At 68.3% G+C, this 25,119-nt stretch carries 29 protein-coding genes; 15 read left to right on the forward strand and 14 right to left on the reverse strand.

Annotated elements, in window-relative coordinates:
* Positions 1-388: 388 nt before the first annotated feature.
* Positions 389-1,474: a helix-turn-helix domain-containing protein gene (locus KHU32_RS06350; RefSeq protein WP_213669163.1), complete on the forward strand. Its 1,086-nt coding sequence runs from the start codon at positions 389-391 to the stop codon at positions 1,472-1,474.
* 262 nt (positions 1,475-1,736) lie between these two features.
* Positions 1,737-2,030, forward strand: coding sequence for a putative quinol monooxygenase (locus KHU32_RS06355; protein WP_213669164.1), 294 nt, complete (start codon positions 1,737-1,739; stop codon positions 2,028-2,030).
* Between the two features lie 36 nt (positions 2,031-2,066).
* Here the strand turns inward: KHU32_RS06355 and KHU32_RS06360 are convergent, their stop codons facing one another.
* The 5 genes from KHU32_RS06360 to KHU32_RS06380 all read right to left on the reverse strand — a co-directional run bounded on the left by KHU32_RS06360 (position 2,067) and on the right by KHU32_RS06380 (position 4,669).
* Positions 2,067-2,534 carry a hypothetical protein gene (locus KHU32_RS06360; RefSeq protein WP_213669165.1) on the reverse strand — a complete coding sequence of 156 codons (468 nt, stop codon included), beginning with the start codon at positions 2,532-2,534 and terminating at the stop codon, positions 2,067-2,069.
* A gap of 171 nt (positions 2,535-2,705) precedes the next feature.
* A complete protein-coding gene (locus tag KHU32_RS06365) occupies positions 2,706-3,407 on the reverse strand; it encodes a ribbon-helix-helix protein, CopG family (protein ID WP_213669166.1) in 702 nt (233 codons plus the stop codon).
* On the reverse strand, positions 3,400-3,690 hold the full coding sequence (locus KHU32_RS06370; RefSeq protein ID WP_213669167.1) for a hypothetical protein: 291 nt from the start codon (positions 3,688-3,690) through the stop codon (positions 3,400-3,402). Before KHU32_RS06370 ends, KHU32_RS06365 begins: the two co-directional genes overlap by 8 nt.
* A 494-nt stretch (positions 3,691-4,184) precedes the next feature.
* Positions 4,185-4,460, reverse strand: a complete 276-nt coding sequence (locus KHU32_RS06375; protein WP_213669168.1) for a helix-turn-helix domain-containing protein — start codon at positions 4,458-4,460, stop codon at positions 4,185-4,187.
* On the reverse strand, positions 4,460-4,669 hold the full coding sequence (locus KHU32_RS06380; RefSeq protein WP_213669169.1) for a hypothetical protein: 210 nt from the start codon (positions 4,667-4,669) through the stop codon (positions 4,460-4,462). Before KHU32_RS06380 ends, KHU32_RS06375 begins: the two co-directional genes overlap by 1 nt.
* A gap of 446 nt (positions 4,670-5,115) precedes the next feature.
* Here KHU32_RS06380 and KHU32_RS06385 point away from each other — a divergent pair, with 446 nt between their 5' ends.
* The 3 genes from KHU32_RS06385 to KHU32_RS06395 are packed head-to-tail and all read left to right on the forward strand — an operon-like array spanning position 5,116 to position 6,140.
* Positions 5,116-5,628 (forward strand): hypothetical protein, encoded by a 513-nt coding sequence (locus tag KHU32_RS06385; RefSeq protein WP_213669170.1) that lies wholly within the window; start codon positions 5,116-5,118, stop codon positions 5,626-5,628.
* A 36-nt stretch (positions 5,629-5,664) separates the two neighbouring features.
* Positions 5,665-5,895, forward strand: coding sequence for a hypothetical protein (locus tag KHU32_RS06390; protein WP_213669171.1), 231 nt, complete (start codon positions 5,665-5,667; stop codon positions 5,893-5,895).
* An 11-nt stretch (positions 5,896-5,906) separates the two neighbouring features.
* Positions 5,907-6,140, forward strand: a complete 234-nt coding sequence (locus KHU32_RS06395; RefSeq protein ID WP_213669172.1) for a hypothetical protein — start codon at positions 5,907-5,909, stop codon at positions 6,138-6,140.
* A 21-nt stretch (positions 6,141-6,161) separates the two neighbouring features.
* Here the strand turns inward: KHU32_RS06395 and KHU32_RS06400 are convergent, their stop codons facing one another.
* Positions 6,162-6,398, reverse strand: coding sequence for a hypothetical protein (locus KHU32_RS06400; RefSeq protein WP_213669173.1), 237 nt, complete (start codon positions 6,396-6,398; stop codon positions 6,162-6,164).
* A 236-nt stretch (positions 6,399-6,634) separates the two neighbouring features.
* Here KHU32_RS06400 and KHU32_RS06405 point away from each other — a divergent pair, with 236 nt between their 5' ends.
* Positions 6,635-8,929, forward strand: coding sequence for an NADP-dependent malic enzyme (locus KHU32_RS06405; protein WP_213669174.1), 2,295 nt, complete (start codon positions 6,635-6,637; stop codon positions 8,927-8,929).
* A 130-nt stretch (positions 8,930-9,059) separates the two neighbouring features.
* On the opposite strand, the gene KHU32_RS06410 is transcribed toward KHU32_RS06405, so the two are convergent.
* Both KHU32_RS06410 and hrcA read right to left on the reverse strand, forming a co-directional pair.
* Complete coding sequence (locus tag KHU32_RS06410) at positions 9,060-9,611, reverse strand: nucleotide exchange factor GrpE (RefSeq protein WP_213669175.1); 552 nt, start codon at positions 9,609-9,611, stop codon at positions 9,060-9,062.
* A 31-nt stretch (positions 9,612-9,642) separates the two neighbouring features.
* Positions 9,643-10,677, reverse strand: a complete 1,035-nt coding sequence (hrcA, locus tag KHU32_RS06415; protein ID WP_249680572.1) for a heat-inducible transcriptional repressor HrcA — start codon at positions 10,675-10,677, stop codon at positions 9,643-9,645.
* Between the two features lie 246 nt (positions 10,678-10,923).
* Here hrcA and rph point away from each other — a divergent pair, with 246 nt between their 5' ends.
* The 8 genes from rph to KHU32_RS06455 all read left to right on the forward strand — a co-directional run bounded on the left by rph (position 10,924) and on the right by KHU32_RS06455 (position 19,368).
* On the forward strand, positions 10,924-11,640 hold the full coding sequence (gene rph / locus KHU32_RS06420) for a ribonuclease PH (RefSeq protein WP_213669177.1): 717 nt from the start codon (positions 10,924-10,926) through the stop codon (positions 11,638-11,640).
* The gene (locus KHU32_RS06425) at positions 11,637-12,239 is read left to right on the forward strand and encodes a non-canonical purine NTP pyrophosphatase (protein ID WP_213669178.1); all 603 of its coding nucleotides are present in this window, start codon (positions 11,637-11,639) and stop codon (positions 12,237-12,239) included. The genes rph and KHU32_RS06425 overlap by 4 nt, the downstream gene beginning before the upstream one ends.
* 73 nt (positions 12,240-12,312) lie before the next feature.
* The gene (locus KHU32_RS06430; protein ID WP_213669179.1) at positions 12,313-13,521 is read left to right on the forward strand and encodes a DUF2252 family protein; all 1,209 of its coding nucleotides are present in this window, start codon (positions 12,313-12,315) and stop codon (positions 13,519-13,521) included.
* Between the two features lie 259 nt (positions 13,522-13,780).
* On the forward strand, positions 13,781-14,650 hold the full coding sequence (locus KHU32_RS06435) for an FAD binding domain-containing protein (RefSeq protein WP_249680574.1): 870 nt from the start codon (positions 13,781-13,783) through the stop codon (positions 14,648-14,650).
* Between the two features lie 3 nt (positions 14,651-14,653).
* Complete coding sequence (locus KHU32_RS06440) at positions 14,654-15,133, forward strand: (2Fe-2S)-binding protein (protein WP_213669180.1); 480 nt, start codon at positions 14,654-14,656, stop codon at positions 15,131-15,133.
* Positions 15,133-17,367: a xanthine dehydrogenase family protein molybdopterin-binding subunit gene (locus KHU32_RS06445; RefSeq protein WP_213669181.1), complete on the forward strand. Its 2,235-nt coding sequence runs from the start codon at positions 15,133-15,135 to the stop codon at positions 17,365-17,367. Before KHU32_RS06440 ends, KHU32_RS06445 begins: the two co-directional genes overlap by 1 nt.
* A 97-nt stretch (positions 17,368-17,464) precedes the next feature.
* On the forward strand, positions 17,465-18,487 hold the full coding sequence (locus KHU32_RS06450; protein ID WP_213669182.1) for a zinc-binding dehydrogenase: 1,023 nt from the start codon (positions 17,465-17,467) through the stop codon (positions 18,485-18,487).
* Positions 18,484-19,368, forward strand: coding sequence for a lipid A biosynthesis lauroyl acyltransferase (locus KHU32_RS06455; RefSeq protein ID WP_213669183.1), 885 nt, complete (start codon positions 18,484-18,486; stop codon positions 19,366-19,368). Before KHU32_RS06450 ends, KHU32_RS06455 begins: the two co-directional genes overlap by 4 nt.
* A gap of 61 nt (positions 19,369-19,429) precedes the next feature.
* Here KHU32_RS06455 and KHU32_RS06460 read toward each other — a convergent pair whose 3' ends face one another.
* From KHU32_RS06460 to KHU32_RS06470, 3 genes are all read right to left on the reverse strand, one after another.
* Positions 19,430-20,065 (reverse strand): exopolysaccharide biosynthesis protein, encoded by a 636-nt coding sequence (locus KHU32_RS06460; protein ID WP_213669184.1) that lies wholly within the window; start codon positions 20,063-20,065, stop codon positions 19,430-19,432.
* Between the two features lie 153 nt (positions 20,066-20,218).
* Positions 20,219-21,022, reverse strand: a complete 804-nt coding sequence (locus tag KHU32_RS06465; RefSeq protein WP_249680575.1) for an enoyl-CoA hydratase — start codon at positions 21,020-21,022, stop codon at positions 20,219-20,221.
* A 2-nt stretch (positions 21,023-21,024) separates the two neighbouring features.
* Entirely contained in the window at positions 21,025-22,236 is a 1,212-nt protein-coding gene (locus KHU32_RS06470) for a CaiB/BaiF CoA transferase family protein (protein ID WP_213669186.1), read from the reverse strand.
* Positions 22,237-22,390: 154 nt separating this feature from the next.
* On the opposite strand from KHU32_RS06470, the gene KHU32_RS06475 reads away from it, so the two are divergent.
* Positions 22,391-22,669 carry a hypothetical protein gene (locus KHU32_RS06475; protein ID WP_213669187.1) on the forward strand — a complete coding sequence of 93 codons (279 nt, stop codon included), beginning with the start codon at positions 22,391-22,393 and terminating at the stop codon, positions 22,667-22,669.
* Here the strand turns inward: KHU32_RS06475 and KHU32_RS06480 are convergent.
* The 3 genes from KHU32_RS06480 to KHU32_RS06490 form a co-directional block, all read right to left on the reverse strand.
* Positions 22,659-23,423: a DUF1217 domain-containing protein gene (locus tag KHU32_RS06480; RefSeq protein WP_213669188.1), complete on the reverse strand. Its 765-nt coding sequence runs from the start codon at positions 23,421-23,423 to the stop codon at positions 22,659-22,661. The two genes, KHU32_RS06475 and KHU32_RS06480, sit on opposite strands and share 11 nt — an antisense overlap.
* Positions 23,404-23,859, reverse strand: a complete 456-nt coding sequence (locus tag KHU32_RS06485) for a flagellar biosynthesis repressor FlbT (RefSeq protein WP_213669189.1) — start codon at positions 23,857-23,859, stop codon at positions 23,404-23,406. Before KHU32_RS06485 ends, KHU32_RS06480 begins: the two co-directional genes overlap by 20 nt.
* A 180-nt stretch (positions 23,860-24,039) precedes the next feature.
* A complete protein-coding gene (locus KHU32_RS06490) occupies positions 24,040-25,116 on the reverse strand; it encodes a flagellin (RefSeq protein ID WP_213669190.1) in 1,077 nt (358 codons plus the stop codon).
* Positions 25,117-25,119: the final 3 nt, after the last annotated feature.

Genomic DNA, 25,119 nt, shown 5'->3' on the forward strand with positions numbered 1-25,119 from the left:
GCCTCGCTCATCTTGCGATCCGGTTTCGAAACGGTAAGATCTAGGCACCCTTCGGGGTGCTGAATGACCCACATGCACAGCATACAAACTGCCCGTCCTCATTGCGAGGGCGGGCGTTTTTGAGTTGGGGAGTGTCGAGTATGGGCTCGTGGCCCGCTTGGCTGAACGTTGGCGCGGGCCGGTATTTGGCACGATGAGCGACCGGTCGAACCGGCTGCAAATTCTTCGCCACAAGCCTGCTGAAGCTCTTGGATCTGTTAGCCAGAGCTAACCCGGGACGCCGGCTCCATGGCCCGCCTGAGGCTGTCGTAACCCCAACGATATAGTTGTGGATTCATGTAGGCCGAGATATCCACGCGAAATCGTCATCCATTTCAAGGTCTAGGCCATGGACGGCAGCACTAAAGTTGAGGGCGGCCTCGGCAGTGCCGCCGAAGTCCCGGCCACACAAACCGTATCGGAATCGCACGTCGTCACCTTTTCGACGCGCGGATTGCCCAGGGAGCGGCAGGCAGAATCTTGGCGCGCCGGCAATGCGACCTCACTCGACCTCGTCTTTGATGCGGATCGGCGTGCCGATTGTGGCTTCGCCGCCGACCGAGATGTTGTGCGCTTCGGTTCCCTCGTTATGACCCGGATCGCAATCGATAGCGTGACTGCCCTCCGTACTCGAGGCCATATCCAACGCGATGGCCTCGATCACTGGTGCGTCAATGTCACCACTCGTGGCGACCGGCGCTTTCGCTTGGACCGTCACGATCGTTGCATCTCGGTGCCCGCCGGCCAATTGCACGTCCAGTCGCTTGATGAGGCCTACAGGAGCTTCGCCGAGGATATCGAATGGATCGGCGTTTTCTTTCCTCGTGACAGCTTGCCTGCCCTGTCGGTCCACCTCGACGCAACGCGCGACCATCCCCGCAACGATGCACTGTCGCGGATGCTCGGCGATTACCTCGTCCGGCTATGGGCGATCTTGCCGACCATGACCTCTGATGAGCTCTCCCGAGCGGCTGAGGCCACCATGGCCGTGATCAGTGCTTTTCTCAGCGCCACCCCTGATGCCTTGACCATGGCGAAGGAGCATCTGCAGAGCTATCAGCGCGCCCGCGCCCTGTCCTTCATTAGGCGCAATTTGGGATCAAGCCAGCTCAGCGCGGAGGCTATTATGCTCGCTCTGGGTACGACCCGGACGCAACTTTACCGCGCCTTTGAGCCGTTGGGAGGTGTGGCGCAGGCCATCCGAGAGGAGAGGCTGAAAGCCGCCAAGATCTTACTGTCAAAGACGACGGAGGAGCGCACTATCAGCGAGATCGCGGAGGCGCTCGGCATGATCGATTTTTCCACCTTCAGCCGCCAGTTCCGCCGCAGCTTCGGAGTGTCACCCAGTGAGGTGCGCAATTCGGCCCAAGTCGGGTGCTCTGTACGAGAAGCGACGGACATACCGCGGGTCTCGCTCGCCGATTTTCTGCTTTGAGGGAGATCGGCTCGCGTCCCCCTCGAGCTGCTGAAGGAATGGGGCAGGTGTACGGATTGGGGCTATCCCAGTGGCACCCCGAGCGCCCGTCCTCCGCGCGTGACCGGGTGTTTAGCGTTGTTCGGCGAGGGCTGACTGTCGCCGCTGGGATCATTCGGCTCTCGGATCGAGGCCATCTTCGGCGATCTTCCTCTCGAGGCAGTTTGAGAGCTATGCGATGCCCCGCAGACCTGCATCTGTTCGAGCGGGGCGGAAGGAAGACATGCTGAAAGTCATCGCGCAGGATTTCGTGCGCCTGGACGCCCTTGAAATTGTCCGTCCTTTTTATCGCGAGCTTGTGGAACTCACGCGGCGGGAACCACTCTGTCTCGCCTATGACCTCTTCGTGAACCAGAAAGACCCCGGGCATTTCATTTTCGTCGAGGAATGGCCGGATCGGGCAGCATTGGACGCGCATTGCGCAACTGAGCATTTCAGGCGGTTGGTTCCGCTCATCAATGCTCATCACCGGCAGGACCCCACATTCATCCTAATGGATGCGATGGCGGACGTCTGATCGGGCGGCGTGTCGCTGGACTATGGCTGTCTCGAATTACCCGAACCCACCGCCGCGCCAAGAGCCTTGGAAATTCCCCATCTGAGTTCCGGTCGTGTTTCTGCCTTCAAAATCCACAGTGGCCAATGTCATGATAAAATTCGCTACTTTCTTAAGAATAGAAAATTCATTCAAGTTATAACCACAGCTCAAAACCAGCAATATAAAGTCAGGGGTCGTAAGATTTCTTGCGGTGTCAACCGGGCCTTTGTTGCCGTGAGATTTCCTGTTGTAGTCATTGATTGATGTAATGAACTCTTTTACTTTTTCTCTATTGCTCATCTGCGTTGCAAAGCTTGGATATGCAAAAGAATTGGCTGTTTTCTCTAATTCTTCTGCGTTGTAGATATGGGCTCCGCGTGCTTGATCGATCTCTATATATTTAGCTTGCGCCATACCGGTGAGAATATTCGTCACCTTCATTGGCGTTTCGATGTCATTCAGGCTCTGGGTGCGATCAGACATTCTGCGTCCCTCTGGGAATGTTGTGTCCAATAGAGCCTGCCTGGCCGCGAAAGCGCCACCGTGGAATTTAATGCCCTCGCAAAAATATCGCCGGCCGGCGGGCCACACACCGGTGTTCCATGCCTCGGTCCAAACTGCCCGGTCTCCTCGCCAGGGCGGGCACTTTTGCGACTAGGGGGTCAACAGCCCCATAGCCTCCAGCGCCGCGCGCACGGCTCGTGAGCGGCTGACGCCCATCGTCTCGCAGTGCCGGTCCAAGGCGGCGATCTCCTCCTCGCTCATCGTGACGGCGACTTGGAGCTGCCTATTGGTGCCGCCTCTCGGTGCGCGCTGCGTCGCGAGCTCCTCGACTACCTCGAGCCCCCGTGTAGGCGGCAGCGATCCGCGCGCTGCCTTTGCCGTCGGGCGCGACGCTCGGCTGCGCGCGGCCTTGCGCTGCTCGTCGGGAGTTCGGATGCGGTCGCTGATGACCTGCTGCAGCATCGTGGTCTTGAGGTGGGTGAGGCGCTCTACCCGCTCCACCCATTCGCCGTCGACGTACTCCACGACCGGCACGGTGTCGTCCGTCAGGATTCTGCCCTGATCCTCGGGCCGCAGGTCGGCCAGCCGCCGCAAGAGCGTGCTGTGTCCCGCGTACTTGACCACGAGCTCTGCACGCAGCCGGCCGCTGGCGATCAAGGGCATGTAGGCCCAGAGCCCGCCGCGCAGCGCCGACAGATCCTCGCCACGGCGCTCCAGCTCCCGCCAGATCATGGCCACGCGGCCGAGATGTGCCGCGGTGACCTCGAGGGCCTGCGCAAGCTCGCGGCGCAGGTCCGCGGTCGTGGCGGTCATGATCGCCTCGGTCGGCTGCATGATGACGAGCTCACTCATCGAGCATCTCCTTGAGTTGGGTGGCCTGCACCATCAGCCGGGCCAGTGCCAGGCGGCGGCGGTATTCAGCCTGAAGGTCAAGATAGCGGCGGTGGGCCTCGGGGTCCGATTGGATCTCCGAGCGCCAGCGGCGCTGGTAGGCACGCTGATAGGCCGCGCCGCGATCGAGCCAGCGGCGCAGCTCCTCCCGGGACATGGCGTCCAGGCGGGCCGCCCGACGCGACTGGATCTCCTCGGCGTGCATGGCGTAGTGCACGTTGGCGCGGGCGCGGCGCTTGGCCACGACCTCCGGGTTGGCCGCCTCGCGGGCCGCTCTGCGGCGGTACTGCTCCGCGCGCTCCGCCTTGGATAGGTCTGCCCAGTTCCTCTGCGCCCGGGCCTTGCGGGCAGCTCGTATGGCCGGCCCTTTTATCGGATCAGATGTGGCCCGCGCGTAGTGGGCGGTCGCGGCTCGCCGATAGGCGATCAGCTCGCAGGCGGGGCTCCCACACCGGGCGCGGCGTTTGTTGAGAACCGGCGCCCCGCACTCGGGGCAAGCCACCGCCTCGCAGCGCGCGCAGGCCCTGCGCAAGCCCGGGCGGGAGACCTCCGTGAGGCGCCGCTGGCGGATCGCCTCCTCGACGCCGCAGTCGCAGCGGACGCGCCATAGGCGGCCCATGGCGCCGGGCGGGACGGGCTCCTCGGCCAGCACGACAAGTAAGCCAAATCTTGCGCCACGTAGATCAGACGGCGCGGGCATCGTGGGGATACATGTCTGGGGCCTCTCTGGGGCGAGGCTCAGTCGGCCTCGGCATCGGACGGATGCGTGGCTGCGCGGCTTGGCGCCCCGCCTGGCGAGGCCGCGATCCGCAGCTTGTCCGTGAGGTCGTCCAGAAGGAGGGCGCGCTGCTGCGTTAGCCGCATCAGGTCGCCATAGGCGCCGTCGGGGACGGGCGAATCACCTGCAACCCAGCGCCGCATGGTGCGATCGGTCACCCCAAGGTCGCGGGCCAGCGGCGATTGCCACTGGCCCCCGTAGAGCGCTTCGCCCGCCTCGCGGAGAAGCTGGGTCATCAGCGGTTGAGCCACCGGCCGTTCATGGACCGCGAGGCGACGACATAACCCTCGCGGTCGTGAATCACGATATCGTGATCGCTATAGCCGCCGGCGAAGCGAATGGTCGCCGCCCGCTTGGCCGCCTGCAGCGTGCCGACAACCTGGATCTCCGGCGCGCTGGCGATGCTGCTGTGGCAAATGGTGGCGGTGTAGATGTTCTGAGCCATGGTTCCCGGGCCTCCTTGCCCTGTCCGGCGGGGCTATCCCCTTCCTATGTCCTATATGTAGGACACGATACGCCGGAGGGCAACAAGAAATTCGCCCGCGGCCATGCCGTTTTGCGGCTAAGCCTGCGTCGGCGCTGGCTCCCGCGGCGGTGCCGTCGTCGGCCTTATCGCGAGATCTGTGAGATCTGCCGCGGGACGCCGACGGATGCAGCAAGTTGGCGCTCCGGCTCACGCTGTGGATGACGGCACCGGCGGCCGAGGCCCTGAAGCTCCAGCGCGCACTGCCCGACGGCGCGTTGCAGGTGGTCGGCCGAGGCGGTCGGCAGGACCCTCCGGGGCAACCCCCGACGGTGCAGGGGACGCTCCTCTAGTCGAATTCTTGGGATTCGACTCTCGCTCGATGTTCCCTTTATGTTCTCATCATCGAGAGCATGGAGGCGAGAGCAATGAGCAGGATTTCGCGGCGGAGCAATCGCGCTGACGCCGGCCCGCCCCAGTTGAGCGGCGGTGTTGAACCGCAGGCGTTGGAGGCCTGGCTCGGCCGTACGGATGGTGGTTTTCGCCGCCGGATGATCGGCCATGACCTGGAGCACATGGGTATCCGGCACGGCGATCTGCTGATCGAGGGCGAGCGCACGCCACTACGGTTGGGCGGCGCCGCCATGCGGCTGGTGACGGATTTCGAGGGTGGTTACGAAAGGCTCGCGGGCGCCGGAGAGGTCTACGTCGATGCCGACGGCACGGCCGCGATGCGGGTCGACGGCCAGGCTTGGTCTCTCGATGACGAGACCTACTCCTATGTCCTGCCCGTGGCTGGCTGGGTCCCCGTTCTGGACGGCTGGCCGGTTTTTGCCGACGTCCGGCTGCTGCCGCAGATCGGGGAGGAGGTCGTCCGGGCGCCGCGCGTCCCGGACCCGGCGCCGGTCTCGGCCATCCATCCCGACGAAATCCCGTTCTAAGCCGCCTTCCGCGACACAATCGAATCGGCACCTCACATGCGCGGCGAGATCAGGGATCCGCCGGCCGGCGCTCTCGCTCGTCCGGGCGCGGTCCCCGTCGGCTTCAATGGGGCGAGCATGGCGGCACTGCTGGCTGTCGCGCGATCGGCTCGCGCTGCCGGCATCGACCCGGCAGCCGAGGTGCGGGATCTGGCCTGGGGCCTGCACCCGGCGCTGCCCGCCGCGTTGATCGGCGATGCCGTTGAGCACGTCCTCGCCAGGATCTGACGAGGCGTCCGATGGCCGCCAACATGCGCGGGCCCAAGCCCGCCGACCCGCTCTACTACCGCTGGGCGGACACGCTCGAAGTGCGCTGCCAGCGCTGCGGCAATAGCGCGCAGGCGACGGTCCAGGCCTGGGCGGTCTGGCATCGGCTCAACGAGCGGCTCCGCTTTACCGAAATGCAGGAGCGTATGGTCTGCCTGCGATGCGGGACCTACGCGCCGAGGATGGAAATCCACGAGCGGCGTTAGGGCAGGGCGGGTCGCTGGCTGCTACGGCGAGGACGGCCCCGGCGGCGAGCAGAGGCGGGCATGGAAATGCGCTCGATCCCCCGTGACGACCTCCGCGAAGCCGTCGATGGCCTGCATCACTCCATAGGCAGCCCGGTAGTGCGGCCCACCTATGGGCGCGTCCGCCCGGACCTTGATGCAGGCCTCCCGTGCGCGGCACAAATCCTCCATCGCGACGGCGAGGACTTGGGCGTGGAGGAGGCGCTTGCGGACGACCATGGAGGGCAGCATAGCGGCGCGAACGGATGGGGAACAAGTCCTGTCAGAAGCGCGGAAAAGACCGGAACGCCTATCGAATATTTGACACTGAAACCCGCAGGGAACTGCGGTTCCTTGCTTTGCTCCACAAAGCTTGCATAGCCGAGCATTTCGCACCCGCGAAGGGGCCTTCTTGCGGGGCACCTTTCCAGAAGACAAGGTGAAGCTCAGGCAACTAGTTTTCAGGACGAATGACAATGGACGATGTGCGCAAGGACGGGCTGACGGATACGCGAACGGCGCGCATCACCGGCGAAGAGGCCTTGGCCATGCATGCCGAGGGCCGCCCCGGCAAGCTCGAGATTCGCCTCACCAAGCCCCTGGTCACCGCGCGCGACCTCAGCCTGGCCTATTCGCCCGGCGTGGCCGAGCCCTGCCTGCATATCCACCGCAACCCCGCCCTCGCCTATGACTACACGAGCAAGGGGAATTTCGTGGCCGTCGTCTCCAATGGCACGGCGGTGCTGGGCCTGGGCAATCTCGGCGCGCTCGCCAGCAAGCCGGTGATGGAGGGCAAGGTCGCGCTGTTCAAGCGCTTCGCCGACGTGGACGGCATCGATCTCTGCCTCGATACCGAGGACGTGGACGCCTTCGTCAACAGCGTCCGCTACCTCGGCCCCAGCTTCGGCGGAATCAACCTCGAGGACATCAAGGCGCCCGAGTGCTTCATCATCGAAAGCCGCCTCCGCGAGCTGATGGACATCCCCGTCTTTCACGACGACCAGCACGGCACGGCGATCGTTGCGGCGGCGGGACTCATCAACGCGGCCCATCTGACGGGGCGTGACCTTAAGACCACTAAGCTCGTCATCAACGGGGCCGGCGCCGCGGCGATTGCCTGCGCGGAACTGCTCAAGGCCATGGGCATGACCCCGCAGAACGTCATCCTCTGCGACACCAAGGGCGTGGTCTATCGCGGCCGCACCGAGGGCATGAACCAGTGGAAGTCGGCCCATGCCATCGACACCGACCGGCGGACGCTGTCTCAGGCGCTGGAAGGCGCGGACTGCTTCTTCGGCCTCTCCGCCAAGGGCGCGCTGACGGCCGAGATGATCCGCGCCATGGCGCCGGCGCCGATCATCTTCGCGATGGCCAATCCCGACCCCGAGATCACGCCCGACGAGGCGCGTGCCGCCCGGCCGGACTGCATCATCGCCACGGGCCGGTCGGACTATCCGAACCAGGTGAACAACGTCCTGGGGTTCCCCTTCATCTTCCGCGGCGCGCTGGACGTCCGGGCCTCGACCATCAACGACGCGATGAAGATCGCCGCCGCCCAGTCGCTGGCCGAGCTGGCGCGCGAGGCGGTGCCGGAGGAGGTGGCGCGCTCGGGCGCGGGCAAGCAGCTCGTCTTCGGGCCGGAATACATCATCCCGAATGCCTTCGACCCGCGCCTCATCAGCCGCGTGCCGGTGGCCGTGGCCGAGGCCGCGGTCCGCTCCGGCGTCGCCCGCAAGCCGATCATCGACACGCAGCGCTACAGCCGCGAGCTGGCCAGCCGCCTCGACGTCGCCGCCAATGCGCTGGAGGCGATCCACGAGCGCGTCCGCGAGAATCCGAAGCGCGTCGTCTTCGCCGAAGGCGAGGACGAGACGGTCATCCGCGCGGCGATCAACTTCCGCAACGCCGGCTACGGCTACCCCGTCCTGGTCGGCCGGGAGGAACGGATCAACGCCACCGTCGCCGCGCTCGGCGTACGGCTGCCGGACGGCATCGAGATCCACAACGCCCGGCTCTCGTCGCAGAACCGCCGCTATGCGGAATGGCTCTATGCCCGCAAGCAGCGCGACGGCTTCCTGTTCCGCGACTGCCAGCGGCTGGTGAACCAGGACCGCAACGTCTTCGCCGCCTGCATGCTGGCCATGGGCGACGCGGATGCGCTGATCACGGGCGAGACGCGCAGCTACTCCGCCACGCTCGAGGGCCTCAACATGGCACTCGACCATGAGGGGGTGCTCTTTGGCCTGAGCATGATGATCGCGCGGCGCTCCGGCACGGTGCTGGTGGCCGACACGGCGATCCATGAGCGGCCGGATGCGGCGACCCTGGCCGAGATCGCCACCCGCAGCGCGGCCACCGCCCGCCGGCTGGGGCTGACACCGCGCGTGGCCTTCCTCTCCTTCTCGACCTTCGGCGACCCCAAGGGCAGCATCCCCGGCAGCATCCGCGAGGCGGTGAAGCTGCTGGACGGTGCCGGCGTGGACTTCGAATATGACGGCGAGATGGGCGCGGACGTGGCGCTGGACGCCCATCTGCGGGCGAGCCTCTACCCCTTCTGCCGCCTGACCGGTCCCGCCAATGTGCTGGTGATGCCCGGCCTTCATGCCGCGCATATCCTCACCAAGGCGGTGCCGCACCTGACCTCGGCGACGACGATCGGGCCGATCCTGATGGGCCTGCGCAAGTCGGCGCAGATCGTGCCCACGGGCGCCGGGGTGAACCAGCTCCTCGATATGGCGGCGCTGGCGGCCTATCAGGCGATCGAGAAGTAGGGACCTTCCGGGAGGGGGCGCCGCCCTCTCCCACCGGCCTCGCAGGTCCGCGAATGCAAGAAGGGCGGGAACCCCACGGTTCCCGCCCTTCATTTATGGGGGCGTTGCCCCTGGGAGGCCTTTAAAGGCCTCAGCCGGCGGGCTTGCCGGCGACCACGACCATGGCGGGCTTCAGCAGGCGGCCGTTCAGCGTCCAGGCGCTCGACCAGGCCTGCAGCACGGTACCGGGCTCGACGCCGGCCGGCGCCGGGGCCTCGCTCATCGCCTGGTGGAAGTCGGGGTCGAAGGGCTGGCCCTGCGCGTCCTTGCGGACCACGCCATTGGCCTCCAGCCGCTGGAGCATGAAGCGCTCCACGCCTTCGAAGCCTTCGCGCATCCGGCCGATGAGCTCCGGCTCGCCCTCGGTGGGCGCCGGAAGGGCGGCGAGGCCGCGGTGGAGGTTCTCGAAGATCTCCACGACGTCGCCGGCGAATTTCTGCGCGGCGTAGTTGCGGGCCTTCTCGACCTCGTCCTTGCCGCGGTTGCGGACGTTCTGGACCTCGGCCTCGGCGCGGAGCCAGCGGTCCTTCATCTCGGCGAGATCGGCTTCAAGGGTGGCGATGCGCTCCTCCGGCGTCGGCGCGGGCGCATCGGGGGCTTCCGGCGCGATATCGGCCGGATGAGGGGTCTGCGGATCGGTCATTGGTCTCAGGTAGTCGTGGGCGAAGGCGGGATCAACCCAGCAGCCGGCCAATGACGCGGGCGGTATAGTCCACCACCGGAATCACCCGGCCGTAGTTGATCCGCGAGGGGCCGATGACACCGATGGCGCCGACGATGCTCTGCGGGCTGCCCGGCGGCCCGCTGCGGAAGGGCGCGACGACGACGGAAAGCCCGGCGGAGGAGAAAAGCCCGCTCTCGGCGCCGATGAAGATCTGCACGCCCTCGCCCCGCTGGGCGAGCTCCAGCAGCTGCAGCGTCGTCTCCTGCGCCTCCAGCCGCTCGAACAGCGCCTGGATCTCGGAGACGGCGGAGAGGTTCTCCATGTTCTGGAGCAGGCGGGCCTGGCCGCGCAGGATGAGCGAGCCGCTGCCGCCGCCGGCCCAGGTGGCCAGCCCGGCCTCGATCACCTGCTGGGTAAGGGCGTCGAGCGCTGTCCGGTTGGCCGCGATCTCCTCGGTGACATTGGCGCGCGTCTCGTCCAGCGTCCGGCCGGCGAGGCGGGCGTTGAGGTAGTTGCCGGCCTGGACGAGCGAGGAGGGCGGCAGCTCGGCCGGGACCTCGATCACCCGGTTCTCGACCCGCCCGTCGCCCTGGACCAGCACGACCAGCGCGCGGCCAGGGCCGAGGGGGACGAATTCGATGTGCCGCAAGGGCGCCTCGCCCTTGGGGGCGACGACGAGGCCGGCGGCGCCGGCCAGGCCGGAGAGCATCTGCCCCGCCTCGGCCAGGGTGTCCTGCAGGGAGCGGCCATGGGCGGCGCAGCGGGCGGAGATCTCGCTCCGCTCCTCCTCGCCGAGGTCGCCGAATTCGAGCAGCCCGTCCACGAAGAGGCGCAGCCCCTGCTGCGTCGGCAGGCGGCCGGCGCTGGTATGGGGGGCGTAGAGCAGCCCGGCTTCCTCGAGATCCGCCATCACGTTGCGGATCGAGGCCGGGGAGAGGTTCATCGGCAGGCGGCGCGACAGGGTGCGGCTGCCCACCGGCTCGCCGGTCGCGACATAGACCTCCACCAGTTCCCGCAGGACAGCGGTCGACCGGGCGTCGAGCATCGTCGAGGCAAGCCCGGGTACTGAGAACAATGGCGGCTTCAGGGGGGTATTCATCGCTTATGACAGCTTGGGTACGCCGAGGGGCCGGGTCAACCGCCGAATGACGCACCTCTGGTCAGCGGCGGCCACCTGCGGTTATTGCCTGTCCAGGCCCGACCGGGTCTAGCTCATTCGCCGAGAGGCTGGCCGCGCTGCCGGATCGCCGATCCGGGTCCCGCCAGGCTCCGAAACCCGAGGAATCCGTTCATGCGCCCATCCGGCCGCGCCGCCGAGGCCCTTCGCCCCATCTCGATCGAGACGGGCATCGCCAAGCACGCCGAGGGCTCCTGCCTCATCCGCATGGGCAATACGGAAGTGCTGTGCGCCGCCAGCGTGGAGGGCCGCGTGCCGCCCTTCATGCGCAACCAGGGCCTGGGCTGGGTCACGGCCGAATACGGCATGCTGCCCCGCGCCACCCATACCCGCGGCGACCGCGAGGCGGCCCGCGGCAAGCAGTCCGGCCGGACGCAGGAGATCCAGCGCCTGATCGGCCGCAGCCTGCGCGCCGTGACCGACCGCAAGGCGATGGGCGAGATGACCATCACGCTGGACTGCGACGTGATCAACGCCGATGCCGGCACGCGCTGCGCGGCCATCACCGGCGCCTGGGTGGCGCTGCGGCTGGCCTTCCAGCATTGCGTGAACAACAACATCATGAAGGCGATCCCGCTCACGGACCACGTGGCTGCGATCTCCTGCGGCATCGTCAATGGCGATGCGATCCTCGACCTCGATTATGCCGAGGACAGCGCCGCCGGGGCCGATGCGAATTTCGTGCTGACCGGCGCGGGCAACCTCGTCGAGGTGCAGGCGACGGCCGAGGGCGCGCCCTTCAGCGAGGCGCAGTTCCTGGCGATGCTCGACCTGGCGCGCGACGGCGTGGCCGCGCTGGTGGCGAAGCAGAAGGAAGCGGTGGGCCTGTGACGGCAAGGCACCTGCAGCCCGGGCAACTCGTCCTGGCGAGCCACAATGCCGGCAAGCTGCGCGAGTTCGGCGCGCTGCTGGCGCCCCATGGGCTGGAGCTGGTCTCGGCCGGCGCGCTCGGCCTGCCGGAGCCGGAGGAGACGGGCGACACCTTCATCGCCAATGCCACCATCAAGGCCCTGGCCGCGACGAGGGCGACGGGCCTGCCGGCCCTTTCCGACGACAGCGGCATCGAGGTGGCGGCCCTGGGCGGCCGCCCAGGGGTGCGCACGGCGGATTGGGCGATCCAGGCGGATGGCTCGCGCGACTATGCCGCCGCTATGGGGCGCGTCGCGGCGGAGGATGGCAGCGCGGATCGGCGCTGCGCCTTCGTGGCCGTGCTGGTCCTGGCCTGGCCGGACGGCCATATCGAATCCTTCGAGGGTCGGGTGGAGGGGAGCTGGGTCGCGCCGCCGCGCGGCGGGAACGGCTTCGGCTACGACCCGATGTTCGTGCCCGAGGGCGAAAGCCTGACCTTCGGCGAGATGCTGCCCGAGCAGAAGGCCCGGCACAGCCACCGCGCCCGCGCCTTCGTGGCCCTGCGGTCGGCCTGCCTCTGAAAGCCTGCCCGTCCAGGGGGTGAAGTTTCCGTGAGCTTGCAGCGAGGGCGCGCGGGGCCGCGTTCCTCGATTGATGAAACACAAGCCGCCTCCTGACCCCGAAAGCCGGGTCAAACTCCTTCTCGCGCGGCGCAACAGGAAGATGGCGACCTCCGCCCACGCCTATGTGCGGGGCAGCACGGTGCGCTTCTACGAATGGCTGGAGACCGCCAGCCGGGCCAGCGTGCCGGAAGGGCCCGAGATCTGGATCTGCGGCGACTGCCATGCCGGCAATCTCGGCCCCGTTGCCAGCGCCGATGGCGCCGTCGCCATCCAGATCCGCGACCTCGACCAGACGGTGATCGGCAACCCGGCGCATGACATCATCCGCCTCGGCCTGTCGTTGGCCACGGCGGTCCGTGGCTCGGACCTGCCGGGCGTCACCACCGCTCGCATGCTGGAATGCATGATGAACGGCTACGAATCGGCCTTCGAGCCGGAGCTCGTCGGCAATGGCGCGGTGGCCGGCATGCCGGCGGTCATCGGCCGCGTGATGCGCGCGGCGAGCCACCGTTCCTGGAGGCAGCTCGCGGAGGAGCGCATCGAGGGCGTGAAGCCGGAAATCCCGCTCGGGCGCCGTTTCCTTCCGCTCGCTGCCGAGGAGCGCGCGGCGGTGGCCGAGCTCTTCGCCGAGCCCACCCTCCAGAAGCTGGCGACGGTGCTGCGGTCGCGCGAGGACGGCGCGCCGGTGCGTGTGCTGGACGCCGCCTTCTGGCGGAAGGGCTGCAGCTCGCTGGGGCTGCTGCGGATGGCGGTGCTGGTCGGCGTCGGGAGGGGCAAGGCGGAGCGCCATTGCCTCATGGACGTGAAGGAGGCGGTGGCCGCCGCGGCGCCGCGCAGTCCCGGCGCCGCCATGCCGCGCGACAATGCGGAGCGCGTGGTGACCGGCGCCCGCAGCCTCTCGCCCTTCCTGGGCGAGCGCATGCTGCCGGCCCGGCTGCTTGGCCGCTCGGTCTTCGTCCGCGAGCTGCTGCCGCAGGACCTGAAGCTGGAGATCGAGCGCCTCACGCAGGCGGAGGCGACGGAGGTCGCGCAGTTCCTGGCTGAGGTGGTGGGGCGCGGCCATGCGCGGCAGATGGACGCGGCGAACCGGAAGCAATGGCTTGCGGAGCTCCGGCGCAACCGGTCCCGATCGCTCGACGCGCCCTCCTGGCTGTGGCGAAGCGTGGTGGACCTCGTGGCGACGCATGAGGCGGCCTATCTCGAACATTGCCGCCGATACGCGATGGCCGAGGCCGCTTAGCCGGTCAAAGCCGGGAAGCCGGCATCGAGGCGCGTCGCGAGGACTTGGGGTGGTCTTGGTAGCCGGCCTCCGGGATTCGGGTTCGGTGAGCGTTATACATGACCGATTATAGCGATGGATCGTGATGATTAGGGGGCTGTTCTCCCTCTTCTTGCGAGCGTAGCGTTTCATGGCCTGTGCGGCCCCGACACCAGCGGCCGGGGGCCGCATCCCGATCCATCGGGATCCGCCGGGACCGGAAACGAACGCGGAAACAAGAATGACAGAGATCCGATACATCGCCCCCAGCTCGCTCGAAGAGGCCATCGGCGCCTATGCCGCCGCCGCTGGCGCCGCGCGCATCCTGGCCGGCGGGACCGACCTGCTGGTGCAGATGCGCGCCGGCGTGGTGAGCCCCGGCACCATCATCGACATCAAGAAGATCGCCGAGGCGACCGGCATCGAGGAGACGCCCGAAGGCGGCTTCCGCCTCGGCGCCGCCGTCTCCGGCGCGGCGCTGGCCGAGCATCCGCGCTTCGGCCAGGCCTGGCCCGGCGTGCTGGAGGCGGTGAACCTCATCGGCTCCACCCAGGTGCAGGGGCGCGCGTCGCCCGGCGGCAACCTCTGCAACGGCTCGCCGGCTGGCGACAGCGTGCCCGCCATGGTCGCGGCCGGCGCGGTCGTCACCCTCCAGGGGCCGAACGGCCGCCGCACGATGCCGGTGGAGGCCTTCCCGGCCGGTCCCGGCCGCACGAACCTGGCGCCCGGCGAGATTCTGGTCAGCTTCACCCTGCCACCACGCCCGAAGGGCTCGTCGGACGCCTATCTGCGCATGATCCCGCGCACCGAGATGGACATCGCCGTCGTCGGCGTCGGCGTGAACCTGACGCTTGAGAATGGCACCGTCACCGCCGCCCGGGTTGGCCTGGGCGCCGTGGCGCCGACCGTGCTGCTGGTCGAGGCGGCGGCGAAGGCGCTGATCGGCTCGAAGCTCGAGGAGGCCGCGCTCGAGGCCGCGGCCGAGGCCTGCCGCGCGGCCTGCAAGCCCATCGACGATAAGCGCGGGACCATCGTCTACCGCACCAAGGTGGCGGGGGTGCTGCTGAAGCGCACTGTCGCCATCGCCGCCGAACGCGCCGGGAGGAACTGATCCATGGCCAAGATGCATGTCGCCACCACCATCAATGGCGAGCCCGAGGAATTCCTCTGCGAGCCGCATGACAGCATGCTCGACCTGCTGCGTGGGGCGCTGGGCCTGACGGGCGCCAAGGAAGGCTGCGGCACCGGCGATTGCGGCGCCTGCTCCATCATGCTGGACGGCCGGCTCGTCTGCTCCTGCCTGATGCTGGCCCCGGAGGCCGAGGGCAGGAAGATCGACACCATCGAGGGCATGGCGCAGGGCGAGACGCTGCACCCGCTCCAGCAGAAGTTCCTCGAGATGGCGGCGCTCCAGTGCGGCATCTGCACGCCTGGCGTGCTCATGGCTTCGCGCGCGCTGCTGGAGCGCAACCCGGACCCGACGGAGACGGAGGTGCGCTTCTGGCTCGCCGGCAACCTCTGCCGCTGCACCGGCTACGACAAGATCGTCCGCGCCGTTCTCGAAACCGCTGCCGAAATGCGGGGGGCTGCCTGATGAACGTCATCAACAACAAGTGGATCGGCAGCCGCACGATCCGCCCCGACGGCGCGGACAAGGTCACGGGCCGTGCCTCCTATTCGGCCGATACCAGCATGCCCGGGATGATCTGGGGCAAGGTGCTGCGCAGCCCGCATGCGCATGCGCGGATCGTGTCCATCGATACCTCCAGGGCCGAGGCGCATCCCGGCGTGAAGGCGGTGGTGACCGCTAAGGACATCGTGGAATTCCCGCTCGACAAGTCCGTGATGCTCGGCATCCAGGACATGCGCTGGATGAGCCGCAACGTCCTGGCGCGCGAGAAGGTGCTATTCCACGGGCATCCTGTCGCGGCCGTCGCCGCCATGTCCGAGCGCATCGCGGCCGAGGCCTGCAAGCTCATCGAGGTCGTCTATGAGGTGCTGCCGCACGTCATCGAGATCGAGGAGGCGATCAAGCCGGACGCGCCGATCCTGCACGATTTTCTCTCCTTCGAGGGCAAGCCCTCCAACATCGCGGGCAAGCTCGAGCACAAGCTGGGCGACGTGGAGGCCGGCTTCGCCAAGGCCGATGTCGTCATCGAGCGTCACTTCAAGACGCGCCCGGTGCACCAGGGCTATATCGAGCCGCATTCCGCCCTGGTCAGCGTCGTCGACGGCAAGGCGGTGATCTGGAGTTCCAGCCAGGGGCAGTTCATGGTCCGCGCCATGACCTCGCTGCTGACGGGCATCCCGCAGAGCGACATCCGCGCCATTCCCGCCGAGATCGGCGGCGGCTTCGGCGGCAAGACCATCATCTACCTGGAGCCGGTCGCGACCATCCTGGCGAAGAAGACCGGCCGTCCCGTGAAGATGGTCATGACGCGCGACGAGGTGATGCGCGCGACCGGCCCGACCTCCGGCTCCATGAGCACGGTGAAGATCGGCGCGACGAAGGACGGGAAGATCGTAGCCGCGCAGGGCACCTTCTACCTTCAGGCCGGCGCGCTGCCCGGTTCGCCCATCCGCGGCGCGGCCGGCTGCGCCTTCGCGCCCTATGACATCCCGAACGTGCATTCGACGGGCTTCGATGTCGTATCCAACCGCTCCAAGGTCGCGGCCTATCGCGCGCCGGGCGCGCCGATCGGCGCCTATGCGGCCGAATGCGTGCTGGACGAGGTGGCCGAGGCGCTGGGCATGGACCCGCTGGAGCTGCGCCTGAAGAACGCGGCCCGGCAGGGCACCAAGGCGGCGCATGGCCCGGTCTTCCCGGTCATCGGCTTCGTTGACACGATCGAGGCCGCGATCGCCCATCCGCACTACAAGACCCCGCTCGGCAAGCTGCAGGGCCGCGGCGTGGCCAGCGGCTTCTGGTTCAATGCCGGCGGTGAGAGCAGCGCGCAGGTGAACATCACCGAGGACGGCAACGTCGCGGTGACCACGGGCCATCCGGATATCGGCGGCTCGCGCGCCTCCATCGCCAATATCACGGCGGAGCTGCTGGGCATCGACTACAAGCGCGTCTCCGTGCTGATCGGCGACACGGCGACCATCGGCTATTCCAACCTGACCGGCGGCAGCCGCGTGCTCTTCGCCTCGGCGATGGTGGTGACGCAGTCGACCGAGAAGGTGATCAAGACGCTGTGCGAGCGTGCGGCGAAGATCTGGAAGATCGATCCCGAGGCCGTCGTCTGGGAGGATGGCGAGGCCAAGCCGGCCGGCGAGAATGCGGGCAAGTTCCCGGCGCTCAGCCTCGTGGACATCGCGGCCAAGGCGAGCGAGACGGGCGGGCCGATCGGCGCCGGCGTGCAGCAGAACACCCAGGGCGCCGAGGGCGGCTTCGCGACGCATGTCTGCGACGTCGAGGTGGATCCGGAGCTCGGGATCGTGCGGGTGCTGCGCTACACCTCCTTCCAGGATGTGGGGCGCGCGGTGCATCCGAGCTACGTCGAGGGCCAGATGCAGGGCGGCGCGGCCCAGGGCATCGGCTGGGCGCTCAGCGAGGAATACCTCTACGACAAGAACGGCAAGGTCGATAACGCCAGCTTCCTCGACTACCGGATGCCGGTCTGCTCGGACCTGCCGATGCTCGACGCCGTGATGATCGAGGTGCCGAATCCCAAGCACCCGCAGGGCGTGCGCGGCGTGGGCGAGGTGCCGCTGGTGCCGCCGCTGGCGGCCGTGGCCAATGCGGTGGCGAATGCGCTGGGCAAGCGGTTCTACAGCCTGCCCATGTCGCCCCCGCGCGTGCTGGAAGTGCTCGACGGGGCCTGATTCCCGGGTTCCAGGGGCCTCCCGGCCTTTGGGTGGGGTGGCGGGGGACAAGGTCCCCCGCTTGGGCCACGGGCCGAAGCCTGCTACTGCGCCGAATATGCGCGCCCTTCAGCTTCTGGCCGACCGTGACCTCCGCCTCATGGACATCGATCCGCCGCCGCCGCCCGGCCCCGGCGAGGTCCAGATCGCCATGCGGGCGGTGGCCCTCAACCACATTGACGTCTGGGGCTGGCGCGGCATGGCCTTCGCCAAGCGGACGCTGCCGATCAGCGTCGGCGCCGAGGGCGTGGGCGATGTCGCGGCCATCGGCCCCGGCGTCACCGGCTTCACCCAGGGCCAGATGGTGGTGCCCTATGGCGGGCTGACCTGCGGCCAGTGCAAGGCCTGTCGAGCCGGCCGCGACAATCTCTGCGAGAACGTCGCCGGCGTCCGCGGCTTCCATGTCGACGGCTTCGCGCGCGGCCTCATCAACGTTCCGGCGCGCCAGGTCGTGGCGTCGCCGCCGGGCGTCGCCGTCGAGGACGCGGCCTGCGCCGGCATCACCTTCTCCACCGTGCAGCACATGCTGTTCGACAATGCCCGGCTGGAGCCGGGCGAGACGGTCCTGGTCCATGCCGCGGGCTCGGGCATCGGGACGATCGCGGTGCGCATGGCCAAGGCCATCGGCTGCACGGTGATCGGCACGGTCGGCAGCGAGGCGAAGGCGGAGAAGGCCCGGGCGCTCGGCGTTGACCATGTGGTCAACTACACGACGGACCGCTTCGAGAGCATCTGCCGCCGCGTCACGGGCAAGCGGGGCGTGGACGTGGTCTTCGAGCATGTCGGCGCCGCCACCTGGGCCGGCTCGCTGCTTTCGATGAGCATGGGCGGGCGGCTGGTCACCTGCGGCAGCACCAGCGGCGTCTCGGCCGAGACCAACCTGATGATGATCTTCCAGCGCCAGCTGAAGATCCAGGGCAGCTTCGGCTCCACCATCCGCAATATCGGCGAGGGGCTCGAGAAGATGGCCCAGGGCATCCGGCCCGTGATCGACACGGTGCTGAGCGCCGACCGCTTCGCGGAAGGCCTGGCGAGGCTCGAGGCACGCGACGTCTTCGGGAAGATCGTCATCAAGCTGTGAAGCGGCTGCAGAAACTCGGGGAATGGGCGGTGGCGGTGCTGGCGCGCGGTGCCTTCGGGCTGCTGCGCGTGCTGGGGCCGGACCGCGCCTCGAACCTCGGTGCCTGGATCACGCCGAAGCTGGGCGTGCTCACGCGCAACCATCGCCACACGATGGAGAACCTGCGCCTCGCCTTCCCCGAGAAGACCGAGGCGGAGCGGCAGGCCATCGCGCGGGAAGCCTGGGCCAATCTCGGCCGCACGGTCTGCGAATACCCGCATCTCGAGGCGCTGCTCGACATCGAGGGCGGCCGCGTGGAGGCCGACGAGGCCACCTGGGCAAGGTTCGAGGCGCTGAAGGTCTCCGGCAAACCTGCCCTGGTCTTCGCCGCGCATCTCGGCAACTGGGAGCTGCCGGCGGTGGCGGCCTTCAAGCTCGGCCAGCCGGCGGCGATCCTCTACCGCACGCCGAACAACCCCTACATCGCGGCGGATATCATCGCGATGCGGGAGCCGATCATGGGCAAGCTGATCGCGGCGGGGATGACGGCGCCCATCCGCATGGCGGAGGCGCTGGACCAGGGGCTGACGCTCGGCATGCTGGTCGATCAGCGCTTCGGCCGCGGCCCCAGGGTGCCCTTCTTCGGCCATCCGGTGGCGGCCAATCCCTTCCTCGCGCGGCTGGCGAAGCGCTTCGATGCGCCGGTCCATGGGCTGCGCGCCATCCGCCTGCCGGGCAACCGCTTCCGGCTGGAATTCACCGAGGCGCTGGAGCTCCCCCGCGACGCCCGCGGGCAGGTCGACGTGGAGGCCGGCACCGCGCTGGTGAACGGCATCATCGAGGGCTGGGTGCGGGAGCATCCGGGCCAATGGCTGTGGATGCATCGCCGCTGGCGGGTATGAGCGCGGGCTCCGGTCCGCGCTGACCGGGCTCTCGCGAGGCGAGGGGGCCTCCTGGCCCCGTTCAGAAGATCCAGCCGAGCGCCCGGACGCCCATCCAGACGAGCGCGCCCAGCACGCAGGTGGCGAAGATGCAGCCCAGCGTCGTCAGCACGACGCCGATGCCGACCACGCGGCTATCCGCCTCCACGACGCCCAGCGCCATGACGATGGTGCCGAAGGCGGGCGGGCCATTGGTGCCGGGACCGGGAAGGATGAGCATCAGGGCGCTGTAGACGGTGAGCCAGCCCACCAGACGATCGCCGATCGGGCCGACGAAGAAGCCGTCGCGCGGCTTCACGAAGCGCTCGATGGGCTTGAGCCAGCGGGACGAGGCGCCGGCGAGGCGCAGCAGGTCCTCGCGCTTGATGGACTGGCGGGCGATGAAGCGCGGCAGCTTCGGCTCGCGGCGGCCCATGCCCATCTGGGCGCCCAGGATCAGCATGGGAATGCCGAAGACGGAGGCCATGCCGGGCAGGAGAGAAGGCAGGCAGAGCAGCAGGATCAGCAGGCCGAAGGCGCGGTCGCCGAAGGCCTCCGCCATCTCGCCGAGCGTGATGCGGGCACCGGGAAACTGAGCCGCCACATCGGTGACGATGCGGGAGATGGGCGCGAGATGTTCGTCGTGCGGTTCCGTCGGAGTATGGGCAGCGCCGTCCAAACGAGTTTTCCTTGTTACAACCGCCCCGAAGCGAGGACGATCCGCGCGGAAGCTAGCGTGCCGCGCGGATGAATCCAGAGAAATGTTTTGACGGCCTGGCTTGACCCATGCCGCCGTCCTCCTTCAGGCACCGGGGTGCTACCCCCGGTTGTGTCAGGCGCCCGTGAAGGCCGGCTTGCGCTTCTCCATGAAGGCGCGGCGGCCTTCCTTGTAGTCGGCGCTGTCGAAGCAGGCGTCCTGGTCCGCGGCGATGGCGGCCATGTCGCGATCCCCGGCATCGGCCAGCACCGCGCGCACCGTCCGCTTATTCGCGCGCAGCGACAGGGGCGCGTTCACCGCGATGGTGGAGGTAATCTTCGCGACCTCGGCGTCCAGAGTCTCGGCCGGGTAGAGCTTGTTGATGAGGCCCAGGCGCTCGGCCTCCTCGGCGGAGACGCGGCCGCCGGTCATCAGGATGAAATGCGCCTGCGCGGGGCCGACCAGCGCTACCAGGTTGCTCACCATGTCGAAGCCGTAGGCGATGCCGAGCTTGGCGGCCGGGATGCCGAACTCGCTGCCCGTGCCCGCGATCCGCATGTCGCAGGACATGGCGATGCCGAGACCGCCGCCCATGCAGAAGCCCTGGATCTTCGCGATCACGGGCTTCGGGAACTCGGCGAGCTTGAGGCGGCCGTGGCTGGTCTTCTCGTTATACTGCTTCTGCGCGTCCGCGTCGGAGCGGCTCTTCTCGAACTGGCTGATATCCGCGCCCGAGACGAAGGCCTTGCCGCCGGCGCCTTCCAGCACCACGCAGCGGATGGCGGCATCGGCCTCGAAGAGGTCCAGCGCCTCGGCCATGCCGTCCCACATCGCGATGCTCATCGCGTTGCGCTTCTCGGGCTGGTTGAACACGATGGTCCCCACGCCGTCGGCCTTGCGGGCGAGGATCTTGCCCTCGGCGAAAACCATGTCGCTCATCATCAAACTCCCAGTGCCTTGGCCGCGCGCAGCGAGGCGATTTCTTCTTGGCTCATTCCGGCCTCGGTCAGGATCTCGTCGGCATGTTCGCCCAGGGCAGGCACGCCGCGCCGGATCCCGGGCTTATGGCCTTCGATGTTGATCGGCGAGCGCACCACGCCCGCGGTCCCGAGCTTCGCATGCGGTATCTGCCAGACCATGTCCAGATGCCGCACCTGCGGGTCCTCGAAGACCTCCTGGACGTTGTTGATCGGGCCGCAGGGAATGCCCGCCGCTTCCAGCCTGGCGATCCAATATTCGGAAGGATGCTGGCGCGTCAGCTCGCCGATGGCGGCGTTGACGGCCGCGCGGTCCTTCGTGCGGCCTTCCACGGTCTTCCATTCGGGCTTTTCCAGCCAGTCCTCCCGGCCCGCGACGCGGCAGAAGACCTCCCACAGCTTGGGCGAGGAGGCGGCGATGTTGATGGGCTTGTCCGCGCTCGGGAAGACGCCCATCGGCGTGTTCACCGGATGGTCGTTGCCGGCCTGACCCGCGACCTCGCCCTTCTGCAGCCAGCGCGTGGCCTGGAAGTCGAGCATGAAGACCTCGGTCTCCAGCAGGCTGGTATGGACGTAGCGGCCGCGGCCCGTCTTCTCGCGCTCGTAGAGCGCCATCATGACCGCGAAGGCCAGCAGGTTGCCGGCCGTCAGGTCGTTGATGGGGATGCCGACGCGCATCGGCCCGCGCCCCGGCTCGCCCGTGATGGACATCAGCCCGCCCATGCCCTGCGCGATCTGGTCCACGCCGCCGCGCTTCGAATAGGGGCCGGTCTGCCCGAAGCCCGAGATGCTGGCGTAGATCAGCCGCGGGTTGAGGACGGAGAGCGTCTCGTAGTCGATCTTGAGGCGGTGCTTCACCTCCATGCGCATGTTCTCGACCACGATATCGGCCGTGGAGGCGAGACGCAGGAAGGCGGCGTGACCCTCGGGCTTCTTGAGGTCCAGCGCGATGCAGCGCTTGTTGCGATGGAGGTTCGTGAAGTCGAACCCATCCCGCTCGCCGCCCATGCCGTCATTGCTGACCGGCGGCTCCACGCGGATGATCTCGGCGCCCCAGTCGGCGAGATGGCGCACGCAGGTGGGGCCCGCGCGGGCGAGCGTCAGGTCGAGCACGCGCAGGCCATTGAGCGGCAGGGTGGTCGCGGCCTGGGCGGCGGCGGCGCTGTCATCCGGCATATTTGTTTTCCTCTCCGGACAAAAAGTTACGACGCAAGCCCGGACCTGAACAGCCGGCCCCGGTCCAGCTCCCTAACGCCTGGGGGCAGGTGATTTACCTATCGTTAACCAAGGTCGCCGATCCTGGGACGGTCGCCCGAGAGGAATTCCGTCGATGGACCCGATCCGTCCCGCCGGCGCCGCCCTTGCGCCCCGTACCCAGATCCTGCCGCACCCGCCGCCCGCGGAAGTGCCGCCTCGTGCTGCCGCCGCGCCGCCCATGCCCAATCCGACGCTTCGCCTGGATGCGAGCCTAGGCATGGTGGTGATGGAGTTCCGCAACGGGTCGGAGCAGGTGGCGCGCAGCTTGCCCAGCGAGGTGGAGCTGAAGGCCTATCGCCTCGCCCAGCGCATCGGGCTCGAGGCCGAGGCGGCCAAGCCCATCAGACGCTGAGGCGCAGGCGCCAGCCGAGCAGGGCCAGCGGGCCGCCGCTGTTGGCGGCCGAATCCTGCATCGCGCGGTTCATCAGGTAGCGCTCGGCCAGCCGCTGGACTTCCTTCGGATTGTCCAGCTTGTCGAGCTTGAGGCGTGTCTGCAGCGCACGGGCCTGGGTCTCCACCGGCTGTACCGCCATGGCCTCGGGCAGGCCCAGCGCGCCGGTGATGACCCGCCGGAGGAGCGGATCCCCCAGCACGGTATAGACGTTTCCCCCCACCGCCGAGGCCCGCTCCTGGAAGATGACGGCGTCACCCAGGCCGGCCTGCCGGGTCTCCAGCTCGTCCTTCCAGCGTGCGCGCAGCAGCCCCTCGGCCAGCGTCGACTGGACCTTCGGGTCGCGCAGCGCGGCGATGCCCTTTGTTCCGAGCTGCAGCGCTTCCGCCGCCGCCTTCCAGCGCTTGTCGGCGAGGCGGTTGACGAGGCTGCGGCTCTCCGACGGATCGGAGAGCAGGGCCTGGATGGCGAGGCCCGGCTGGCTCGCCCCTTCCGGCAGGCCGAGCGCGGTCGTGACCACCTGGAGCACGCGCGGATCCCTCAGCGCCGTCCGGATATCGGGCGCCTTCTCGACCGCCTTGCGGAACTGCTCCATGGCGCGCTTCTGCATCGGCTCGCTGGCAAAGCGCGCCAGGGCCTTCGCTTCCTCCCCGGGCTGGAGCGCGCGCCGGAGGGCCGAGAGGGCTCCGCCCGCGTCATGCATGGGGATGGCCATGAGCCGGTGGTTCGAAGGGGTCGCGCCGCGTGGAGGGCAGCGGGGGCAGGCCCAGCACCTCCTCCTCGTGGCGCATCACGCGGCGCGCGATCTTGAGGGCGAGGTAGCAGTCATCCGCCTCGGCCGCTTCCAGCGAATGGGCCAGCATCTCCCGCACGCTGGGCGAGGTCGTGGCCTCGATGAATTCGGCGATGAGCCGGCGTGCGGCGGCAAGGCCGGGCTCGCGCTCTTCCTCGCCGCCGATATAGGCGGTCTGCAAAGCGAAATAGATGCGGCGCGCCGGCGTGTTCGCGCCGTCCGGCGCCATGATCTGCTTGCCGAACAGGAAGCGGGCCTTGGCCGCCAGCTCGATCCGCGCCCGGTTGCGGAAGCGGATCGGCGCGCCATTCACCACCATCAGATCGCCCTGGCGCAGTTCCAATACGAGCGTGGACATCTTGTTCCCCTTGCAGGCCGTGCAGGAAGCCGTGCCGGGGCCGCCTGGGCGCCCACCGTGCCTTGATCGGCGAAATCCTTGCCTTCGACGACGCGAATATTCCCGCCGCCCCGTCATAGTGGCGCGGAAGGGTTAACGAGGTTTGAAGACGGCCCATCGCTAACCGATCCATCGCCGGCCTCACCGCAGGAAGTTCACGAGCCTGAGCTCGCTCAGCGTTCCGATGGCGCGATAGCTGGCCTCCAGCGTCGTCTTGGTCGCCTGCAACAGCGACAGCGTCTCGGCCATGTCGACATACTGGATATCGGCGAGCTGGCTTTCCATCACCGCGGAGAGCTGCCCATGGCGCGCCCTGGCCGTTTGCATCCGTGCCTCGACATGGCCGAGCGCGCCGGCCTCCTCGCCCAGCGCCGTCTCGGCCGAGCGGAACCCGTCTCGGATCGTCCCGACCAGCCGGTCGAATTCCAGGGGCGACGCCGTCATCTGGGCCGGCGTCAGCGCGGCCAGGCTCATCAGGCCCCGCATCAGGTCGCGCGCCCAGCTGCCAGTGGTTTCGCCCGCGCTGGTCGCGGCGGCATTGGCATTGGCCTTGATGCCATAGCCGATGACCTCGCCATCGGCGGAGGGCACGCCACGGCGTGCTTCCCGGTCAGCTGCGGCCAGCGCCTCGTCGGCCGTGAGGAAGGCCGAGAAGGGGGTGATGCCGGCCGTCGTGCTTTGCGCGACACCCTTCGTCGCGGCGGAAACCGTCGCCGCATCGGCCGTGCCGAGATTGCCGATGGCCGTGGCGACGTCCTGCGCCATCTGGCCCGTGGCCAGCCCTTCGGGATCCGGGACGGGCGCCCGCGCGAGGTCGGTGCCGCCGAAGAGGTACTCGCCGGCATGCTGCGTGTTGAGCAGATGCGCGACCTCCGTGAGCGCCGCGCGGGCCTGGGCCTGCACGGTGGCCAGGGAATGCGGATCCAGGCTGGTGATGCGCGTCGTCACCGTGGAGTGGAATTCCCGCGCGATCGCAGTCAGGCGGCCCAGCGCCTCCTGCATCACGCCGGTGCGGCCCAGCGCCTGGTCCATGGAGCTGCTATAGGCCTCGCGCCGTGCGACCTCGCCGCGCAGCGAGATGAGGCGCGGCACCTCCGGCCCCAGGTCACCGAGCTGAGGGGAGCGCAGCCCGTCCGCCGATTGCCGCGTGAGGGTCGCGAGGCGCGCGCGCAGCACGGCGGTGTCGCGCGCCACGTTGCCCAGGATGTCCAGGCTCATGCC

The sequence above is a fragment of the Roseococcus pinisoli genome, assembly GCF_018413645.1.
In the GTDB taxonomy this organism is placed as follows: domain Bacteria; phylum Pseudomonadota; class Alphaproteobacteria; order Acetobacterales; family Acetobacteraceae; genus Roseococcus; species Roseococcus pinisoli.

What these genes read in the sequence shown, in the direction of transcription:
- KHU32_RS06410 (WP_213669175.1), bottom strand. Translation starts at nt 9,611, where the DNA reads ATGACCGATCCGCAGACCCCTCATCCGGCCGATATCGCGCCGGAAGCC.
- KHU32_RS06430 (WP_213669179.1), top strand. Translation starts at nt 12,313, where the DNA reads ATGAAACACAAGCCGCCTCCTGACCCCGAAAGCCGGGTCAAACTCCTT.
- KHU32_RS06350 (WP_213669163.1), top strand. Translation starts at nt 389, where the DNA reads ATGGACGGCAGCACTAAAGTTGAGGGCGGCCTCGGCAGTGCCGCCGAA.
- KHU32_RS06490 (WP_213669190.1), bottom strand. Translation starts at nt 25,116, where the DNA reads ATGAGCCTGGACATCCTGGGCAACGTGGCGCGCGACACCGCCGTGCTG.
- KHU32_RS06465 (WP_249680575.1), bottom strand. Translation starts at nt 21,022, where the DNA reads ATGAGCGACATGGTTTTCGCCGAGGGCAAGATCCTCGCCCGCAAGGCC.
- KHU32_RS06480 (WP_213669188.1), bottom strand. Translation starts at nt 23,423, where the DNA reads ATGGCCATCCCCATGCATGACGCGGGCGGAGCCCTCTCGGCCCTCCGG.
- KHU32_RS06355 (WP_213669164.1), top strand. Translation starts at nt 1,737, where the DNA reads ATGCTGAAAGTCATCGCGCAGGATTTCGTGCGCCTGGACGCCCTTGAA.
- KHU32_RS06485 (WP_213669189.1), bottom strand. Translation starts at nt 23,859, where the DNA reads ATGTCCACGCTCGTATTGGAACTGCGCCAGGGCGATCTGATGGTGGTG.
- hrcA (WP_249680572.1), bottom strand. Translation starts at nt 10,677, where the DNA reads ATGCTCGACGCCCGGTCGACCGCTGTCCTGCGGGAACTGGTGGAGGTC.
- rph (WP_213669177.1), top strand. Translation starts at nt 10,924, where the DNA reads ATGCGCCCATCCGGCCGCGCCGCCGAGGCCCTTCGCCCCATCTCGATC.
- KHU32_RS06435 (WP_249680574.1), top strand. Translation starts at nt 13,781, where the DNA reads ATGACAGAGATCCGATACATCGCCCCCAGCTCGCTCGAAGAGGCCATC.
- KHU32_RS06375 (WP_213669168.1), bottom strand. Translation starts at nt 4,460, where the DNA reads ATGACCCAGCTTCTCCGCGAGGCGGGCGAAGCGCTCTACGGGGGCCAG.
- KHU32_RS06360 (WP_213669165.1), bottom strand. Translation starts at nt 2,534, where the DNA reads ATGTCTGATCGCACCCAGAGCCTGAATGACATCGAAACGCCAATGAAG.
- KHU32_RS06445 (WP_213669181.1), top strand. Translation starts at nt 15,133, where the DNA reads ATGAACGTCATCAACAACAAGTGGATCGGCAGCCGCACGATCCGCCCC.
- KHU32_RS06395 (WP_213669172.1), top strand. Translation starts at nt 5,907, where the DNA reads ATGGCCGCCAACATGCGCGGGCCCAAGCCCGCCGACCCGCTCTACTAC.
- KHU32_RS06470 (WP_213669186.1), bottom strand. Translation starts at nt 22,236, where the DNA reads ATGCCGGATGACAGCGCCGCCGCCGCCCAGGCCGCGACCACCCTGCCG.
- KHU32_RS06380 (WP_213669169.1), bottom strand. Translation starts at nt 4,669, where the DNA reads ATGGCTCAGAACATCTACACCGCCACCATTTGCCACAGCAGCATCGCC.
- KHU32_RS06365 (WP_213669166.1), bottom strand. Translation starts at nt 3,407, where the DNA reads ATGAGTGAGCTCGTCATCATGCAGCCGACCGAGGCGATCATGACCGCC.
- KHU32_RS06450 (WP_213669182.1), top strand. Translation starts at nt 17,465, where the DNA reads ATGCGCGCCCTTCAGCTTCTGGCCGACCGTGACCTCCGCCTCATGGAC.
- KHU32_RS06440 (WP_213669180.1), top strand. Translation starts at nt 14,654, where the DNA reads ATGGCCAAGATGCATGTCGCCACCACCATCAATGGCGAGCCCGAGGAA.
- KHU32_RS06400 (WP_213669173.1), bottom strand. Translation starts at nt 6,398, where the DNA reads ATGGTCGTCCGCAAGCGCCTCCTCCACGCCCAAGTCCTCGCCGTCGCG.
- KHU32_RS06385 (WP_213669170.1), top strand. Translation starts at nt 5,116, where the DNA reads ATGAGCAGGATTTCGCGGCGGAGCAATCGCGCTGACGCCGGCCCGCCC.
- KHU32_RS06405 (WP_213669174.1), top strand. Translation starts at nt 6,635, where the DNA reads ATGGACGATGTGCGCAAGGACGGGCTGACGGATACGCGAACGGCGCGC.
- KHU32_RS06475 (WP_213669187.1), top strand. Translation starts at nt 22,391, where the DNA reads ATGGACCCGATCCGTCCCGCCGGCGCCGCCCTTGCGCCCCGTACCCAG.
- KHU32_RS06390 (WP_213669171.1), top strand. Translation starts at nt 5,665, where the DNA reads ATGCGCGGCGAGATCAGGGATCCGCCGGCCGGCGCTCTCGCTCGTCCG.